General features: G+C 33.0%; 20 protein-coding genes. 4 read left to right on the plus strand and 16 right to left on the minus strand.

Annotated elements, in window-relative coordinates; genetic code table 11:
• Positions 1-40: 40 nt before the first annotated feature.
• The 13 genes from OC529_RS08745 to OC529_RS08805 form a co-directional block, all read right to left on the minus strand.
• The gene (locus OC529_RS08745; RefSeq protein ID WP_224783105.1) at positions 41-1093 is read right to left on the minus strand and encodes a hypothetical protein; all 1053 of its coding nucleotides are present in this window, start codon (positions 1091-1093) and stop codon (positions 41-43) included.
• A 1-nt stretch (position 1094) separates the two neighbouring features.
• Complete coding sequence (locus OC529_RS08750; RefSeq protein ID WP_057485896.1) at positions 1095-2183, minus strand: insulinase family protein; 1089 nt, start codon at positions 2181-2183, stop codon at positions 1095-1097.
• Between the two features lie 19 nt (positions 2184-2202).
• A complete protein-coding gene (locus tag OC529_RS08755) occupies positions 2203-3177 on the minus strand; it encodes a hypothetical protein (RefSeq protein ID WP_050229006.1) in 975 nt (324 codons plus the stop codon).
• A complete protein-coding gene (locus tag OC529_RS08760; protein ID WP_057485895.1) occupies positions 3167-3835 on the minus strand; it encodes a hypothetical protein in 669 nt (222 codons plus the stop codon). The genes OC529_RS08755 and OC529_RS08760 overlap by 11 nt, the downstream gene beginning before the upstream one ends.
• Complete coding sequence (locus tag OC529_RS08765) at positions 3822-4499, minus strand: hypothetical protein (protein ID WP_050229009.1); 678 nt, start codon at positions 4497-4499, stop codon at positions 3822-3824. The genes OC529_RS08760 and OC529_RS08765 overlap by 14 nt, the downstream gene beginning before the upstream one ends.
• A gap of 100 nt (positions 4500-4599) precedes the next feature.
• Entirely contained in the window at positions 4600-4740 is a 141-nt protein-coding gene (locus OC529_RS08770; protein WP_153299978.1) for a hypothetical protein, read from the minus strand.
• A gap of 340 nt (positions 4741-5080) precedes the next feature.
• Positions 5081-5941: a DUF4299 domain-containing protein gene (locus OC529_RS08775; protein ID WP_262081964.1), complete on the minus strand. Its 861-nt coding sequence runs from the start codon at positions 5939-5941 to the stop codon at positions 5081-5083.
• Between the two features lie 228 nt (positions 5942-6169).
• Positions 6170-7156 carry a rhodanese-related sulfurtransferase gene (locus tag OC529_RS08780; protein ID WP_166730973.1) on the minus strand — a complete coding sequence of 329 codons (987 nt, stop codon included), beginning with the start codon at positions 7154-7156 and terminating at the stop codon, positions 6170-6172.
• Between the two features lie 195 nt (positions 7157-7351).
• Positions 7352-8545: an OFA family MFS transporter gene (locus OC529_RS08785; RefSeq protein WP_262081965.1), complete on the minus strand. Its 1194-nt coding sequence runs from the start codon at positions 8543-8545 to the stop codon at positions 7352-7354.
• Between the two features lie 539 nt (positions 8546-9084).
• A complete protein-coding gene (blpZ, locus tag OC529_RS08790) occupies positions 9085-9333 on the minus strand; it encodes an immunity protein BlpZ (RefSeq protein ID WP_112444786.1) in 249 nt (82 codons plus the stop codon).
• Positions 9334-9412: 79 nt separating this feature from the next.
• Positions 9413-9631, minus strand: a complete 219-nt coding sequence (locus tag OC529_RS08795; protein ID WP_173213201.1) for a hypothetical protein — start codon at positions 9629-9631, stop codon at positions 9413-9415.
• A 5-nt stretch (positions 9632-9636) separates the two neighbouring features.
• Complete coding sequence (locus tag OC529_RS08800; protein WP_173213199.1) at positions 9637-10011, minus strand: immunity protein; 375 nt, start codon at positions 10009-10011, stop codon at positions 9637-9639.
• A gap of 51 nt (positions 10012-10062) precedes the next feature.
• Entirely contained in the window at positions 10063-10290 is a 228-nt protein-coding gene (locus tag OC529_RS08805) for a Blp family class II bacteriocin (protein WP_164226314.1), read from the minus strand.
• 309 nt (positions 10291-10599) lie between these two features.
• Here OC529_RS08805 and blpA point away from each other — a divergent pair, with 309 nt between their 5' ends.
• Genes blpA through blpC form a run of 3 tightly spaced genes read left to right on the plus strand, consistent with a single transcriptional unit; the run spans position 10600 to position 14322 of the window.
• Entirely contained in the window at positions 10600-12753 is a 2154-nt protein-coding gene (gene blpA, locus OC529_RS08815; RefSeq protein WP_262081820.1) for a peptide cleavage/export ABC transporter BlpA, read from the plus strand.
• Positions 12754-12763: 10 nt separating this feature from the next.
• Positions 12764-14125, plus strand: a complete 1362-nt coding sequence (locus OC529_RS08820; RefSeq protein ID WP_262081966.1) for a bacteriocin secretion accessory protein — start codon at positions 12764-12766, stop codon at positions 14123-14125.
• A gap of 56 nt (positions 14126-14181) precedes the next feature.
• On the plus strand, positions 14182-14322 hold the full coding sequence (gene blpC, locus OC529_RS08825; RefSeq protein WP_262081967.1) for a quorum-sensing system pheromone BlpC: 141 nt from the start codon (positions 14182-14184) through the stop codon (positions 14320-14322).
• Positions 14323-14428: 106 nt separating this feature from the next.
• On the opposite strand, the gene OC529_RS08830 is transcribed toward blpC, so the two are convergent.
• From OC529_RS08830 to OC529_RS08840, 3 genes are read right to left on the minus strand one after another with little or no spacing between them, the layout of a single operon-like run.
• Complete coding sequence (locus OC529_RS08830; protein WP_173303112.1) at positions 14429-15763, minus strand: sensor histidine kinase; 1335 nt, start codon at positions 15761-15763, stop codon at positions 14429-14431.
• Positions 15764-15766: 3 nt separating this feature from the next.
• On the minus strand, positions 15767-16516 hold the full coding sequence (locus tag OC529_RS08835) for a response regulator transcription factor (protein WP_262080016.1): 750 nt from the start codon (positions 16514-16516) through the stop codon (positions 15767-15769).
• A complete protein-coding gene (locus tag OC529_RS08840; protein WP_112444768.1) occupies positions 16513-16860 on the minus strand; it encodes a LytTR family DNA-binding domain-containing protein in 348 nt (115 codons plus the stop codon). The genes OC529_RS08835 and OC529_RS08840 overlap by 4 nt, the downstream gene beginning before the upstream one ends.
• 183 nt (positions 16861-17043) lie before the next feature.
• Here OC529_RS08840 and OC529_RS08845 point away from each other — a divergent pair, with 183 nt between their 5' ends.
• Entirely contained in the window at positions 17044-17430 is a 387-nt protein-coding gene (locus OC529_RS08845) for a hypothetical protein (protein ID WP_240149763.1), read from the plus strand.
• Positions 17431-17572 lie beyond the last annotated feature (142 nt).

Genomic DNA, 17572 nt, shown 5'->3' on the forward strand with positions numbered 1-17572 from the left:
TAGGCACAAATAATATAATTCATTTATTTTTCCTCCAAAGTCAAATAATAAATCTAATACCACTATATAAAATATACAATAATCCAATTATAGAAATAATAAAAAATAAATCCCAAATATACGTTTTTAGGTTATTTCTCTTTACTACTTCTTGCAATTTTAGATTATTTCTTATTCCAATACAATAAAAAAGGGTTTTAAAAAATAATGATCGTATTTTATAAATTCCAAAAAATTCTTGATAAAGTATATAACCATCTGTCTTTAATAAGAATGGATAAGCATTAATAAATGCAAAAATCAATGTCCCAACAGCATAGATGCTCGTATAATATGCTGCTGTATAAAGTTTTAAATACTGTAATAAGTAAAATATCATGAAAAATATAGCAGATAAATAAAAAATACTTATCATAGAAAACAGGAACATCGTTGTTCTAAAAACTTTCTTTTCACTATAACTAGCACCCCATTCTGTTCCAAAAGATATGACTACGAGATAAACAATTCTAATATATATGCGTCCAGGTACTCTCCCTGACTTCAAATAATATATCATTATTAATAGCTCGTGTATAATAGCTACCACGCTTCCTACTAAAAATGTGATAATATTTCTTGGAACTTTTGAAATGTTTAGTTGAATATCATAACAAGCATAACAAAGAAATAAAGCTAAAATAGGACTACAATATAGCATTACTTTTGTAATTAGTACAGGATTCGGAAGGAAAGGTATAAATTTAGATTTTTTTTGTCCAATATAATCATTTAATTTTTGTGGAATATAGAATCTTGTCAATCTGCGATATATTGACAAAAACTTCAACCCATTATCATCAAATGAATTTTTCTTAACAAGTATTCCTTGTTTGTAAAAATAATCAATAAATTGGTCTATGGTATTACTAGTATAGCAGGAAAACTTTACATATATTTCCTCTCTTTTTTTAGCGTTTTTATTTAAGTATCGTAAGAGTTCAATCTGATTTTTGTTAAACATATAGTAGGTATTATTAACTTTAGCTAATAATCGTCCTGAGCCTAAAGCATCATATTTTTCAAGATAGCACAAATATTTTGATTCATCCATCCTAAATTATCTCCACATCAAATTCTGTGCATTCTCGTTTGACATCTATTTCATTAATATTATAAACAGCTATGATTAAACTAATATTATTTATAGCATCTTCAAGACGCAAATTATTAACTTCATCATTTTGTATATATATACTACTCAAAGCGTTATATTTCATTCTTCCAAGTGGATTATCTAGTTTTATGTCTGACCTAGTTTCTAATCTTTCTAAATATTCTTCTAACCTCTGCTTGTTAAGGTTGAAAATATCTTTCTTAGTTTTTTTTAGTATATCAGCTATGCATTTTATAATGTTTAAATAACTAATCTCATCCGCTATAGAAAAAATAAATTGATTCTGTATGAAGGTATTTGTCTGAACGACACTACAATGTATTCTGTATGTCCAACCAGTTTTTTCTCTAAACTCATAATTGAGATTACTTGAAAACATATCAATGAACACTTTAAAATATTTGGATGCTTCTCTACTCACACTAAGTCCAATACCATAACATTGATTAAAAGTATGGTCATCATTCTTTACTACCTTTATTATTCTTTTACTATGTTCTAAAAATCTATTTCGGTTTCTGCTTCTACTGCTTGTAGTTACAATCTCACCATTTGAATCTACCAAAGAATAATTTTTCTTGATATTATTAACATAATCAATGATATCCAATCTAGTAATAGAAGAAACGGATTCTTTAGAGCCTAGAATCGCTAACGAACTTCTATTTCCTACTAGAATATTACTGACTACCTCTATTTTATTTTGTAAATAATACTCAATTTCAGAGAGAACAATCTTTTTTTCTCTTTCAAACTCTTCTTCAGTAATTTCAAAGCTAGAGAGTATAGATTGACAAAAATTGATCATTAATTGTCTATCATCTTTTAACCCTTGACAGTAAAAGAGAATATACTCGTATGATGTAACCCCATTATAAAGAATTCCTTTTTCATCAAAAATTTTTAAAAAGTTTTTTACTACCTTAGAATTAAAAAGTAGATGCTCGACAAAATGATTCATCCCCTTTATAGAATCATCTAAAAAACCAAATGGCAAAACTAAACCGACTGCAATAGTTTCTTTCATAAATTAACTCCTCATGAATTTATTTTATATAGAGTGGAACTTTTAAAAATTCTTTGGTTGTAGATATTACAAGTGGGAAATATCTTTTTACATTATTCAAGTAAATTTTCCCAGGAAAGTTACTTAGATACTCCATTAGTAGAGAAATTTTATTGTCCTCATCACTGACTAACTGAAAATTTTTAGAACTAGTACCTTTAAGATATATAATGCGATTAATTGACTTTAACTGTTTTTTTGATTTTTTTGATATTTTGTAGATTTTTCTCTTCAAGCCATCAAAATTCTCATCAAAATCTTCATCATTCCAACAATAACTCTTATAGTATAAATAGAATGGTATTATTTTATCCTCTCGGAAGAAGCAATACTCATCACCGATTAATTTTAAATTTTTATTACCTATAAGATAACTAGTTTTACCACTTCTTGACTCTCCTAAAACTAAACACACTTCATTAGTCTCACAATTAATTCCAGTAGAACAGTGTACAGGGAGAAATCCATTTGTTAGAAAATATTCGATAATTATTGATTCGATAATTTTTATAATTATTGGATAAGCATGTTTTAAATCATCGAGATTTAAATAATAAATATTAGTTAAGCTACCAGCATTATCTTTTTCTACATAGATACAATCATCTATGTAAAACACTGTATTTTCATTAGTATTTTTCCCTACATAAACTGATGCGTTTTTATAAGTAAATAGGGAATCATATTTTAATTGCGTTAAGTCGTCTATTTTTTTAAATAAGAATAAATGAATTTGGGAAAAATTTTCTAGTTTAGAATCAAAATCAAAATATTTATACAGATAATCCAAAATCACTACCTCTTCACTAGAAAATAAAAGGCTTAAATTATCGATACGAGACATAAATGTATAAGATTTAAGGATTTTCTTTAAATTGATTGCGAATGAAAAATTTGCATCAAATGCTTCTATCACTTTTGTTTTAAAAATTATAGGACTTGTTTCAAATTTCATAATTATTGACCCACTCTAATATTTGTTTTAATTCTCTCAAGTCAGGAGTTTGCGAGAATCTCAAATTATAATAGTATTTTGAAATTTCTTTATCAAAATATTGTGCAACATAATATGGAAACCATTTTTGATTTAAAAAGAAGATATTGTTTTTTAGAAGAAATCTACAAATTAAAGTATCGACAGCATTTTGTATACATATCAAATTTATATATCTACTATTCGTTGTTGCATCTTTTAACTGACTAATCATTTGATAATGTAATTTCTTATCTAAAATAGACTTATCTAACTCAATAATATTACGTGTAATAATAGAGCTTATTTCATTCCCTTTTTTTTCCCATAAAATATCCCCAGACATTATTCTTCCACTTAACGAATTATAATCAAAAATTCTAGTTAAAATTATATTGAAAAACTCTTCTGATAAACTTTCTAAATACTTCTTCTCTCTGAATATGATATGATATTTTTCCCCATCAATAATTTCTACGATGTCTTCATATTGTCCAGTTTCAGTAACTGCTACTATATCTAAATCACTTTCTTGATTTTGAATATCTAATGTCCTAGAACCATGTAGAATTAGACAAATAATCTCAATGTTTCTAATTTTAATAATCTCTCTAATTTTTGTTATATCAAATTTGTTCATTGTAAATTTTTTTCTCTAGCTCTGAAATCATCATTACTTCAATTTTTGTATCGAGAAGTGTTGATAAATTAATACCATCAAGCTCTTCATTAACAAAAAATTGGCGTTCGATAAGCTCATATTTTTCACTTTTAGATAAGTGAATTTTATTATTTCCCTGAGGAATTAATACTATTATCTTATCTAAATGTTTAAATCCTTCTTCATTATTTAATAATTTTAAATCAAGCATATATTTAGGAACGTCATTTAGCTTGGATTGTATTCTCTTCCAAACAATTTTTCTTAGTTCAGGAAAATAATGTTCAATTGAATATTCATCTAAGGATAGATTACGCCCAACGCTATAAATTTTATCATTCTTAAAAAATACCATTTCATCTGTAAAAATTTCTCCACCATTTCTGTAGAAATATAAAGTAGAAGATGTTTTTCCACATCCTTTACTGCCAATTATTAAAAACAATTTGCCTTTAAATCGTACAAGAGCTGCATGAATAAAAAAATCATAATCAACTATACTCTCCCTTAAAAATTGCATAAAGCCACTTCTGTGAACTGAATAATCGGTACTCTTATCAATACTAAATTCATCCATATAAATTTCAACATACTCTGAAAACATCTGGTAATCTTTTTTCAAATCTTTTTGCAATTGCTCCATAGAAACACTCTCTTTTCTATATCTATTCTAAAAAACTCAATTCCTACAATTGAGAAATTGAGTTAATATTAATTCAACAATCATTTTTAAGCAACCTAGTTCAGCTCAAAATCCATTCAGCGAGCTTGGTCATTAGGTAATATTTTTTAGCAAGGAAACTACTTTCCCCATTATCAAATTCTTCAATAACATTAAAATTTAAAAGTTCTTCGGCTGAGAATTGTGTTTGTGTTTCTTTCATTAGCGGACTCCTCCTATAAAATTACGATTAGATTGCATATATCTAGTGATTGTCGAGTTAATGAAATTATTGTATACTATATTCAAAATATTGTCAACAAAAAAATAGAAAATTTTCTGATAATTTGTGATTAAAACCAATACCATACCTCTCCCATCATTGAAAAGCGCAGTCATTACTTAAAAAGTCACTCGTTTATGTTATAATAGGCTCCATAATATCCATAGGGGATTTACCCACTACAAATATTATAGAGCCGATTTTCATTGAGTAGCAATCCTGTCTTTCATGGCAGGATTTTTCTATGCCAAAAAAGCAAGTCGATTGACCTGCTTCTGCTTTACTTTTCTTGTACTAATGCTTTAAAATATTTGTCTAAGATGGGTTGTACTTCTAATTGATTGGCGTCTAGTTGGTGGTAAGATGCTGATGGTAGTGACTCTAGGAATTTTGCATAGTCCAAGCGAGCGATGGCTTCATAGTCTTCTGGTTTAGAGCCGTCTCCTGTGATTTGAACCAAGTCAATCTCCCACTGGACTTCCTTATCCACCAATTGCTCAATATAGGCAGCAGGTACAAATGGTTCTCTCGGTAAAACAGTCTTGACCCCTTGAGCCAGATGGTAAACACCGTGCACTTGGGCTTCTCCATCCTGATAGAAGGAAACTCTTGCAAAGTAAGCATCTGTCTCTTGAACCGCACGCACACACGCTTCAAACTGAGCCAAACCATCTTCCTCTAAAAAGCTTTCCAAGTCCTCATGACTAAAGAAAACAGGGTTAAAAATTCCTTGGCAAATCGTAAAGCGGGCTGCAGTGTCTGTCAGATGGGCTTGAATACTTGCTTGGAAATAAGCTCCAAAATCAAAACCATCTAATCCTTCAATCTCAGTCCCTGTGTAAGCAAGCAAAGCATCTAAAAATGATTTAATAATCAGCCAGTCTGTCTGCGTTAGTAGGTCAGGAAGATCGATACGATATGCCTTTTGACCATCAGCATAACTGACCTTAAAAAGAAATTGTGATTGCCCCACTATCGCACACTCGATATACTCGAGACGGTTAAGAGGCTGACGGAGATAGACTGAATCATAACTATGCGACTCCAAGCCATCTACCAAGGCTAAGATAGACTTGGCAGTCAAAATCTCCTGTTCTCCTAAAATGCTCTGTTTATTTGGAATAAAAAATGTTTTCGCCATAACTGGACTCCTTTTGAAATCGTTTACATATAGTATACCTTATTTTTCTGAAAGATACAAAAACAAACTTTATACTCTTCGAAAATCAAATTCAAACCGCGTCAGCTTCGCCTTGCCGTACTCAAGTACAGCCTGCGGCTAGCTTCCTAGTTTGCTCTTTGATTTTCATTGAGTATTAGATTTTTGAGTACAAAGCATAGAAAAACAGCCCCTGAGGACTGTTTGATCTTATACAGTAGCTGCTTGATCCAAGCTTTCACCGATAGCGGCTAGGCGTTCGATCACTTCTGCTTGTGTCAATTCATGTTCTGAAACATAGCGGTTACGTGGGTGAACACGACACTCGTGTGAACATCCACGAAGGTACTTGTCTTCATTTTCTTCTGATGTCAAGATACGACGGTTACAGAATGGATTTCCACAGTTGACATAACGTTCACATGGTGTTCCATCAAACCAGTCTTTCCCTACGATGGTTGGGTTGACATGGTTGACATCTACGGCGATACGCTCGTCAAAGACGTACATTTTTCCATCCCAAAGCTCACCTTGGACTTCTGGGTCTTTACCGTAAGTTGCGATTCCTCCGTGCAATTGGCCGACATCTTTGTAGCCTTCACGTACCATCCAGCCTGAGAATTTCTCACAGCGAACGCCACCTGTACAGTAAACCACGACACGCTTGTCCATGAATTTTTCCTTGTTATCACGAACCCACTGTGGCAACTCACGGAAGTTGCGGATGTCTGGGCGGATAGCCCCACGGAAATGTCCTAGGTCGTACTCATAATCGTTACGTGTGTCAAGGACAACGGTATCTTTATCAAGAAGGGCTTCTTTGAACTCTTTTGGAGACAAGTAAGCACCTGTTGTTTCAAGTGGGTTAATGTCATTGTCAAAGTCGTTGTCTTCCAAACCAAGGTGGACAATCTCTTTCTTGTAGCGAACAAACATCTTCTTGAAGGCTTGTTCATTTTCTTCGTCAATCTTGAACCAGAGGTCTTCCATACCTGGGAGGCTGTGAACGTAGTCCATGTATTTTTGAGTTGTTTCATAATCACCTGAAACTGTTCCGTTAATTCCCTCGTCAGCGACTAGGATACGGCCTTTAAGACCGATTGATTTACAGAAAGCCAAGTGGTCTGCAGCAAATTGCTCTGCATTTTCAATTGGAGTATAAAGGTAGTAAAGTAAGACACGAATATCTTTTGCCATAAGATTTGTTCTCTTTTCTATTCTTAAATTTTCTAAATTTTTTATTTATCCATACTAGTATACCTGCTTGAGAAAACGAATGCAATTTATTTGACTGGAAATTGCTATATTTCAATTTAGAAAAAAATTTCTTGTACACTACACTTAGTATCAATCATATTTTAAAAAATCCTTGGATTTTCCAAGGATTCATTTTTAAACTTTTTTAGCTTTAGCCATATAGAACAGTTGGAGTAGAATACCAAGGATAGCCATGCCGATAACGATAAAGAAGGCCATTGTATAATCTCCTTGGTTTGCCTGTGCAAGACGTGCTCCTAACTGAGGACCAGCAATAGCAGCTACGCCATAAGCAGTAAACATCCATCCATAGTTTGTCCCTACGTATGTAACTCCCCAGTTTTCAGCAGTAATTCCTGGGAATGAACCGAGGAAGCCTCCAAATGACAAGGCAACCATCATAATTCCAAGGATGGCCAAGATGCTTCCAGGACCTTTGAATAAGGCTGTGAGCAACAAACCAGTAGCAACCGCTCCAAACATGGCAATAACGGTAGGATAGCGACCAATCTTATCAGATACCGTACCCCAGAAGATACGACCAAATGTATTAGCGATAGATACCAGCATAACAAAGAGTGTAGCTTCTCCTACAAGTTTATACTGGTCAGAAATTGATGCTGCAGTACCGATAATCATCATTCCACCAGTAGCACCGAGAACGTAAATCAACCATAGAAGCCAGTAATTTCCATCACGAAGCATTTCTTTGTAAGTTTTACCTTCTGGTTGAGCTGTTCCAGCTGCCGGCGCTGCTGCAGGAGCTTTCTCCATTACCAATGAAGAAGTACAAATAACAATTAGAAGAATGATACCTAATACTTTGAATGTTGAGTAAACACCCATAGAAGCAATCAAAGCTTTGGCAACTGGACCGATAATGAGTGGGCCTAACCCGAAACCTGCTGCTGTCAAACCACCAGCTAAACCTTTTTTATCTGGGAACCACTTAGTGGCAACTGAAGTAGACGCTCCATAAGCTGAACCAATACCAAGTCCTAGGACAATCCCGTAAGTGAGGTAAAGGACTGGAAGAGAAGTAGCAAATCCAGTAGCAAACATACCAGCACCGAAGAGAATACCACCTAGGAATACAAATTTCTTAGGTCCTGCTGAATCAACCTTAGGACCGAAAATAATCATACCAACAGGTACCATTGCAAAAGAAATACTAAAGGCCAAAGAAGTTTGGGCTTGAACCCATCCTTGACTAGCATTGGTTTCTAGCAGCGCCTTTTGAAAGACTGACCAGGCGTAACCAGCACCTAGAGATAGATTCGTTAAAATGGCTGCTGCCAAAATTAACCATCGATTGGGTGTTTTTTTCATTTGAATAACCTCATGTAAAATTTCTTGTTCCTAAAAAGAATAGAGAACAACTTTTATCATTTTTTCACCTACCTCGTTTAAATTGATCATTGTATAAATTTTTAAGTATATAGAACTGTGTAAATGACATACATCTATATACGACTGCTTAAAAATTTGTATCTATAGATCTCTTAAATCAGAACAAGATGAATTTTCACAATGTTAAGCGCTTTCATTGTACTCTTATTATAAGCTACTTTATTCTAAAAATCTACTTAAGAAAAATTAATAAAGATATAAGAAATTTTAATATTTTAATCATCTGTTATCATTTTAATATTGTTTATATCATCTAATTCGGATAATTATCTAAATAAAGTAAAAAATCACTGCCCTCCCCCAGATAAACCTGAGGAAAGCAGTGATTCTTATTTTAGGAGTTAGGAATGAATGTAAGGAGCTACATTTGACGTTACTATACTAAAAATCAAAAACAAGGTATAATCTTTATTGAAAACGACCATAAAGATAACCACTTAAACACTAAGTACACCTTCCTACAAGTCATCCTTTACCTCCAATCTCTCTAAAACAAACCATTTTAATAACCAAAATCCGACAACATAGCCAGCCCCTAAGAATATAGCTATAAAAGCTAGCATGGGATTCAGGAAAGAAAAAACCACTACAGATACAAAGGTTAGCACAAAAACATTAAATGCAATGGTGTCAGAAGCCAAGACTAGAATATAGGGTGTCAACCAGTCTAAGATTTTTGAATATGGAAAAAATAAGTGTTTATACATGATACGTTCCTATACAGTATAGAGAGTATAAGCGCAAAGAGATACCCAGATTAATAATTCTATATCCTAACTAAATCCTCTAATGTGGCCATAAAACTGAAGCTGCCGCCCCACCAGCTGCACAAATTAAATAAATCTGCGGAGTTGGGAAGGGGATTGTCTGTGCACAAAGCGAAAGCCCCTCAACTGCACCACCTACTCCACTTAAAAATCTGTCTGCAAGTTGTTTATCACCAGCTGTTATCATTGTTAATTTTTCATCGGATAAAATGATAAAATTATTTACTGATTGTTCCATTCTTTTCACACTTTCTTTGTTAAATTAATTTGGCTAGTAGACAAAAGATAAACTAAGGCATTAAAGACAATGAAAATATTTCCATAAAGTAAAATCAGTCTCTCATCCAAACCAAGATAAAGTTTTACCGCCAAAAAGATGAGCAAAAGAATTTGAAACCATAACGTTTTTCCAAAAATAAATTTAAAGCGTTTTTGAATGTCTGATTCCTTGATTTTTACCGCCAAACCTTTATTAGCAAGAAGGAAAACTCCTGCTTCAAATAAGCCACTGTAGAGAACAATCCACCCAATCGATACATTCGAGATTTTCAAAAATGTACCTAAAAGAATATCCAAAACACTACTCAAGAAAATAATAAGAAATAATCTGTATTTCATATAAATCACCTCCTTTTACTACTATTTCCAATCTACTATATCGCTAAAAGTTTAACTTGCTCTAAAAGCTCCCCAAGCCGCTGTACAAAACTGTGCTCCTAAAACCCCGCCGGCAAGAGTTCCCACAACTGGGATAACACTCCCCAGAGCTGCACCTCCTATTGTACAAATTCCTAATGCTTGAACAACTTCTCCAGCCCCTACTTTATCTCCACCTTCAACACGAGCAAGCATTTCATTATCCATAACAGAAAATTGTGACATTGTTTTTGTATTCATGATGAATACCTCCTTTTTATTTTTAATTTTTGTCTTGTTGCAACCTTGACAACATCAATATATCATAATTAACTGATATCATTTCTTTAAAATCATAAAATGTCTTTTTTTCATCACGAAATGTTTTTCATAAATTTTATCAAAGACCAAAACTAATATATACTATCGTCAACTATAAAAATCAATGGTTCATCTTACTTAATAAAAATTACTGTTCATGACAATATAAATACCGTTTACGATTTAGCAAGAAGTTTTTTAGTAAAGTTTGGCATAATATACCTATCTACTATATGAAAGGAATTGCCAATGACTTCTTATAAACGTACATTTGTTCCTCAAATAGATGCGAGAGACTGCGGTGTTGCTGCCTTAGCCTCGATTGCTAAATTCTATGGTTCAGATTTTTCTCTAGCTCACTTGAGAGAACTTGCAAAGACCAATAAAGAAGGAACGACTGCCCTTGGCATTGTAAAAGCCGCTGATGAAATGGGCTTTGAAACAAGACCGGTTCAAGCAGATAAAACGCTCTTTGACATGAGTGATGTCCCCTATCCATTTATCGTTCACGTTAACAAAGAAGGAAAACTCCAACATTACTATGTTGTCTATCAAACAAAGAAAGACTATCTGATTATTGGTGATCCTGACCCTTCTGTAAAAATCACTAAAATGTCAAAAGAACGCTTTTTCTCTGAATGGACTGGAGTAGCTATTTTTCTAGCTCCCAAACCCAGCTATCAACCCCATAAAGATAAAAAGAATGGTCTACTAAGCTTCCTTCCTCTGATTTTCAAACAAAAATCTCTCATTGCTTACATTGTTCTCTCAAGCTTATTGGTCACTATTATCAATATAGGTGGTTCTTATTATCTCCAAGGAATCTTAGATGAATACATCCCAAATCAGATGAAATCAACTTTAGGAATCATCTCAGTTGGTCTGGTTATCACCTATATCCTCCAACAAGTCATGAGCTTCTCCAGAGATTATCTCCTAACCGTTCTGAGCCAGAGATTAAGCATTGATGTGATTTTATCCTATATTCGCCATATTTTTGAACTTCCTATGTCTTTCTTTGCGACACGTCGTACAGGAGAAATCATTTCACGGTTCACAGATGCTAACTCTATTATAGATGCCTTGGCTTCTACCATTCTTTCTCTTTTCCTGGATGTTTCTATTCTGATTCTTGTAGGGGGAGTCTTACTGGCACAAAACCCTAATCTCTTCCTTCTTTCTCTTATTTCTATTCCTATATACATGTTCATCATCTTTTCTTTTATGAAGCCTTTCGAAAAAATGAACCATGATGTCATGCAAAGTAATTCTATGGTTAGCTCTGCCATTATCGAAGATATCAACGGGATTGAAACTATAAAGTCGCTCACAAGTGAAGAAAATCGCTATCAAAATATAGACAGCGAATTTGTAGATTATTTGGAAAAATCCTTTAAGCTCAGTAAATATTCTATTTTACAAACGAGTTTAAAGCAGGGAACAAAATTAGTTCTGAATATCCTTATCCTATGGTTTGGCGCTCAATTAGTCATATTGAGTAAAATTTCTATCGGTCAGCTGATTACCTTTAACACACTTCTTTCTTACTTTACAACTCCTATGGAAAATATTATCAACCTCCAAACCAAACTCCAATCTGCGAAGGTCGCTAATAACCGTTTGAACGAAGTCTATTTAGTCGAATCGGAATTTCAAGTTCAAGAAAACCCTGTTCATTCACATTTTTTGATGGGCGATATTGAATTTGATGACCTTTCTTATAAGTATGGTTTTGGACGAGATACCTTAACAGATATTAATCTCACGATTAAACAAGGAGATAAGGTTAGCTTAGTTGGAGTTAGTGGTTCTGGTAAAACGACTCTAGCCAAAATGATTGTCAATTTCTTTGAACCTTACAAAGGACATATTTCCATCAATCATCAGGATATTAAAAACATTGATAAAAAAGTCTTGCGCCGTCATATCAATTACCTACCTCAACAAGCCTATATCTTTAATGGCTCTATCTTGGAAAACTTAACCTTGGGTGGTAATCATATGATTAGCCAAGAAGATATTCTAAAAGCTTGCGAATTAGCTGAAATTCGTCAAGACATTGAAAGAATGCCTATGGGCTATCAAACTCAGCTCTCTGATGGAGCTGGTCTATCAGGAGGACAAAAGCAACGAATAGCCCTCGCTCGTGCTCTTTTAACTAAAGCTCCTGTTCTAATACTAGATGAAGCTACTAGCGGTCTTGATGTCTTGACTGAGAAAAAGGTTATAGATAATCTTATGTCCCTAACTGATAAAACCATTCTCTTTGTAGCCCATCGTCTCAGTATAGCCGAACGAACCAACCGTGTCATTGTTCTTGACCAGGGGAAAATCATTGAAGTGGGTAGTCACCAAGAGTTAATGCAGGCGCAAGGCTTCTACCATCATCTATTCAATAAATAAGGAGAATGTCATGAATCCTAATCTTTTTAGAAGCGTCGAGTTTTATCAGAGACGTTACCATAACTATGCGACAGTGTTAATTATACCTCTTTCATTACTGTTTACTTTCATCTTGATTTTCTCCCTTGTTGCCACAAAAGAAATTACTGTTACTTCCCAAGGAGAAATCGCCCCTACAAGTGTCATTGCATCCATTCAGTCAACCAGTGATAATCCTATCCTTGCTAATCATTTAGTGGCAAATCAAGTAGTTGAAAAAGGTGACTTACTCATCAAATACTCTGAAACAATGGAAGAAAGTCAGAAAACTGCCTTAGAAACTCAATTACAAAGACTTGAGAAGCAAAAAGAAGGACTTGGAATTTTGAAACAAAGCTTAGAAAAAGCGACTGATCTTTTTTCTGGCGAGGATGAATTTGGCTACCATAATACCTTTAGGAATTTTACTAAACAAGCTCATGATATTGAACTGGGTATCACAAAGACTAACACTGAGGTTTCAAATCAAGCTAATCTTGCCAATAGCAGTTCATCAGCCATCGAACAAGAAATTACAAAAGTTCAACAACAAATTGGAGAATATCGAGAATTGAGAGATACTATCATAAATAAAAGGGCTCGCTTACCAACTGGCAATCCGCACCAGTCAATTTTGAATCGTTATCTTGTAGCCTCACAAGGACAAACACAAGGAACTGCAGAGGAGCCATTTTTATCTCAAATTAATCAAAGTATTGCAGGTCTTGAATCATCTATCGCAAGCCTCAAAATTCAGCAAGCTGGTATCGGAAGTGTAGCAACTTATGATAATAGTTTAGCAACCAAAATTGAAGTACTCCGCACTCAGTTTTTACAGACAGCTTCTCAGCAACAACTAACCGTGGAGAACCAATTAACAGAATTAAAAGTACAGCTAGATCAAGCGACACAGCGCTTAGAAAACAATACCTTAACCGCCCCAAATAAAGGTATCGTTCATCTGAACAGCGAATTTGAAGGTAAAAATAGAATTCCAACTGGTACAGAAATTGCTCAAATATTCCCTGTCATCACAGATACAAGAGAAGTACTAATCACTTACTACGTATCTTCTGACTATCTACCTCTACTAGATAAAGGACAAACTGTAAGATTAAAACTGGAGAAGATTGGAAATCACGGCATTACCATCATCGGCCAACTTCAGACAATTGACCAAACTCCTACCAGAACAGAGCAAGGAAATCTCTTTAAATTAAGCGCTCTTGCAAAACTATCTAATGAGGATAGTAAACTTATCCAATATGGCTTACAAGGTCGCGTCACTAGTGTAACTGCAAAGAAAACATATTTTGATTATTTCAAAGATAAAATTTTAACCCATTCTGATTAATTTTCAGATAACACTCTATAACTATTTATTATCTTATCAAAAAGGAGAATCATAACATGGATAAGAAACAAAACCTAACTTCATTTCAAAAACTAACAACTACTGAACTCAACCAGATTACAGGTGGAGGATTGTGGGAAGAGCTATATGAAACTATAATAACACCATTAAAATTACGGACTACTTTCAAACCATAAAAAATCTATAGAATTATAAAAACGCATAATATCAGATTTCAAAATGACTGATACTATGCGTTTTATCATGAAAAGATTATAGAAGATACAAGTCACCCATCCCCACCTATACTTCTATCTCTAAGACTTGTTTAAATCTAAAATTAGAACTTGTAGTTTTTAGAATGATATTTGGGTATTTTGTCAAAATACTATTAACATTAGACAAACCAACTCCTCTATTCTGCCCTTTAGACGACATTCCTCTCTCAAATATTTTTGTAACATCAATCTCTCTATCTAGGGTCGGATTTTGGATAATTAAAACTTGCTTATTATTTCTCATATCTTCAAAAAAACAAACACTTAGAGGTTCCTCGACAGTGGCGCTTGCAGCGGCCTCTATCGCGTTATCTAACAATATAGAAACAACTGTTAAAAAATCAATTTCCTCAATCTTTTTGATAACGATTGGTTTTTCTATTTCCAAAGAAACTGGCACTAGTAAACTCTGAGCCTCGGATAATTTTGAGATTAATAAACTCTTCAAGGATAAATCCTCTATATTTCTCAATCTCACTACATCAAATTTTGTATCTTTTAAATTTTTCCCTGAGTCTTTCAAGACACTGTCATAAATTTGAGCAACTAAATCAATATCTTTTCGGTCTATCCCTATCTTTAAACTTGTTAAGATATTTGCATAATCATGCCTAAAGCTTCTAACCTCTTGATAAAGTCCTTCTACTTGTTTACTATAGCTCTTAAGATTTTGAAGTTGAATCTCTTTTTGAAGTACTAAATCTTTTTGCAATTCCTCACGTACATTTCTGTCCAGTATATTGACAAAATAGATAAATAAAAAGAAATAGATTGCAGTTATAGCTCCTTGATAATGATTTACAGATAAATTCAGGCTGTTTTTAATGTAACCAATAAAAGGAATAAGGATAAAATAACCCAACATTGCAGCATTAGCAATCCTCATTATTTGAGCTAAATGTTTATCCAACACTTTACTTCTTAGATAGCTAAAATCATACTGAAAAACTTTTATTATAAGCAAAGATAGGAGACTTGCTAAAATTGAGAAAATGGTAGCATCGTAATAAACATATATGTCTGTTAAACTAGCAAAATTAGGAATAATAAAATCAACAAAGAAATCATAGATAATCGACCAAAATGTGATAGGAAACAGAGCATAAAAAAGTGTCAATATCAGACTGTACTTCTTTTTATCCAACAAAAATGTGTAGATAATAAAAAAGATGGGATAATCTAGTACTGTAATAACAACAGGGATATAGAACGTCTTAATCAAGATTAAAAGTAAAAACTCTAATAAAAAATAGAAAAGCAATAACTCTAAAGATCTCTTTATAGTCAATTGATAGCCATAAATTTTTGCATGAAGAAATAAAAGTATGTAAAAATTCAAAGATACTAACACAAAAGACATTTACTACTCCTTACTATCATGTAAATCTTTAACTATATTCAGCAATTCCCTCATTTTTAACCTAGATACTAGGCAACTTGACCCGTTCTTCAAATAGACTAGTTTTTCTTCCTTATCTATTGAAGAGATATTATAAGGATTCACAATAAAAGAGCGATGACACTGAACCAATCTTGGTTCTTGCTTCAATATATCAGAAATTTTACCGTAAAACTCTATTCTTTCTCTCATAGAATAAAGAACTAGCTTATGAGGAATCATTGACGTTTCTATATAAAGCAAATCCGAAAATGGAACCTGAACGAGTGCTTTAGAATTTGTAAACACAAAAGAATCTTCAGTCATTAGTTGATGTTTATTCTTGTGAACATAAGCGATTGCCTTTTCCACACGTTCCTTAAAAGAGCTTTCAGGTAATTCCTTATCAATAAAATCTAAAGCTGATACTTGATATTGAAAACTAACAGGCATAAATTCTGAATGAGTTGTTACAAAAACAATGACTGCATTTGGATCTCTATCTCTGATTTCCAAAGCAATATCTAACCCTTTTCTAACATCGTTTTTAATTTCAATATCCAAAAAGAAAAGTTGATGACCTCCACGTTCCATCATATCTTCTAACAATTGATTCGGTTTACCATAAACACCACAGTGCTTTACTTCCCAACAATTCTTCTCTAAAATATCATACACCAGATTTTCCATCCTAGTCTGCTGTATAAAATCATCCTCTAATATAAAGATATTCATTTCTCGTCTCCTTTAGTATTTAACCATCTTTCTTTTACAGTTTTAAAATATCTTCTAGAGCAGATAATATCTGATACTCTTTCATCCATAAATAAAATAGTCTTCGTTTCATACTTCAATCCTATTACTTTGGATAAGTTAACAAGAAACTTTCTATGACACCTGAACAATTTACCCAGACTCATTTCCTCAACTCTAGCTAGGCTCATATACTTCTCAAATACTCCATCAGCTGTAATAAAAATAACAGCATGTGCCTTCGTAGGATGTGTTGTCACATAGTAAACCTTAGAATGAGGCACTTTAACAACTGCTCTACCTTGGCTTAAAATATATTCTTGCATATTTTTCCTCCTTACTCTCCTATATCATATCAAAACTAGTATCCTATGATGGAAAAAATCTTAAAAGGTATCTGAGTTATCATAAATGGTTATTTTTCAACATTTCATGCTAACAGTTATACAATCTAAGATTTCGACATCTTCTATCGGATATTTTTGATATGATAGAGTAAGAGGAGAAATATGGATACCATTCAAATTCTACATTTTTCATTATTAGGATATATCATCACAAGTGACATCAATTCTTATATTAAAGAAAACTTATCAACAAAAACGAGAATTATAGCTTCTAGGCGTATCATCTATTCCTATAACACTACTACCTATTTTATCATAAAATCAATGTTTTTATCTTCAGATACAATGTATTCTTATATAGAAGATATGCGACTCCGTTCTGAATTTGCCAACATTATTATCATAGGAAGTTACATTGATTATGATAAACTTTTCCGTAATCATTACAGAATATTCGGTGTCATTGATACAGCTAGAAATCATTCTTTACAATCTATACAACAAGAAATTCACTCATATTTAGATAGTATTTATAACAACCTGAAATAAATTAGGTTTGATAGTCTTTATACATTTCCTCAGCATACATGGCTTCAAAAACTTTCAAAAAACCACTGCCTCCCCCAGATAGGCCTGAGGAAAGCAGTGATTCTTATTTTAGGAGTTAGGAATGAATACACGAAATCAATTT

This window comes from Streptococcus sp. Marseille-Q5855 (genome assembly GCF_946901985.1).
Classification (GTDB): Bacteria; Bacillota; Bacilli; order Lactobacillales; family Streptococcaceae; genus Streptococcus.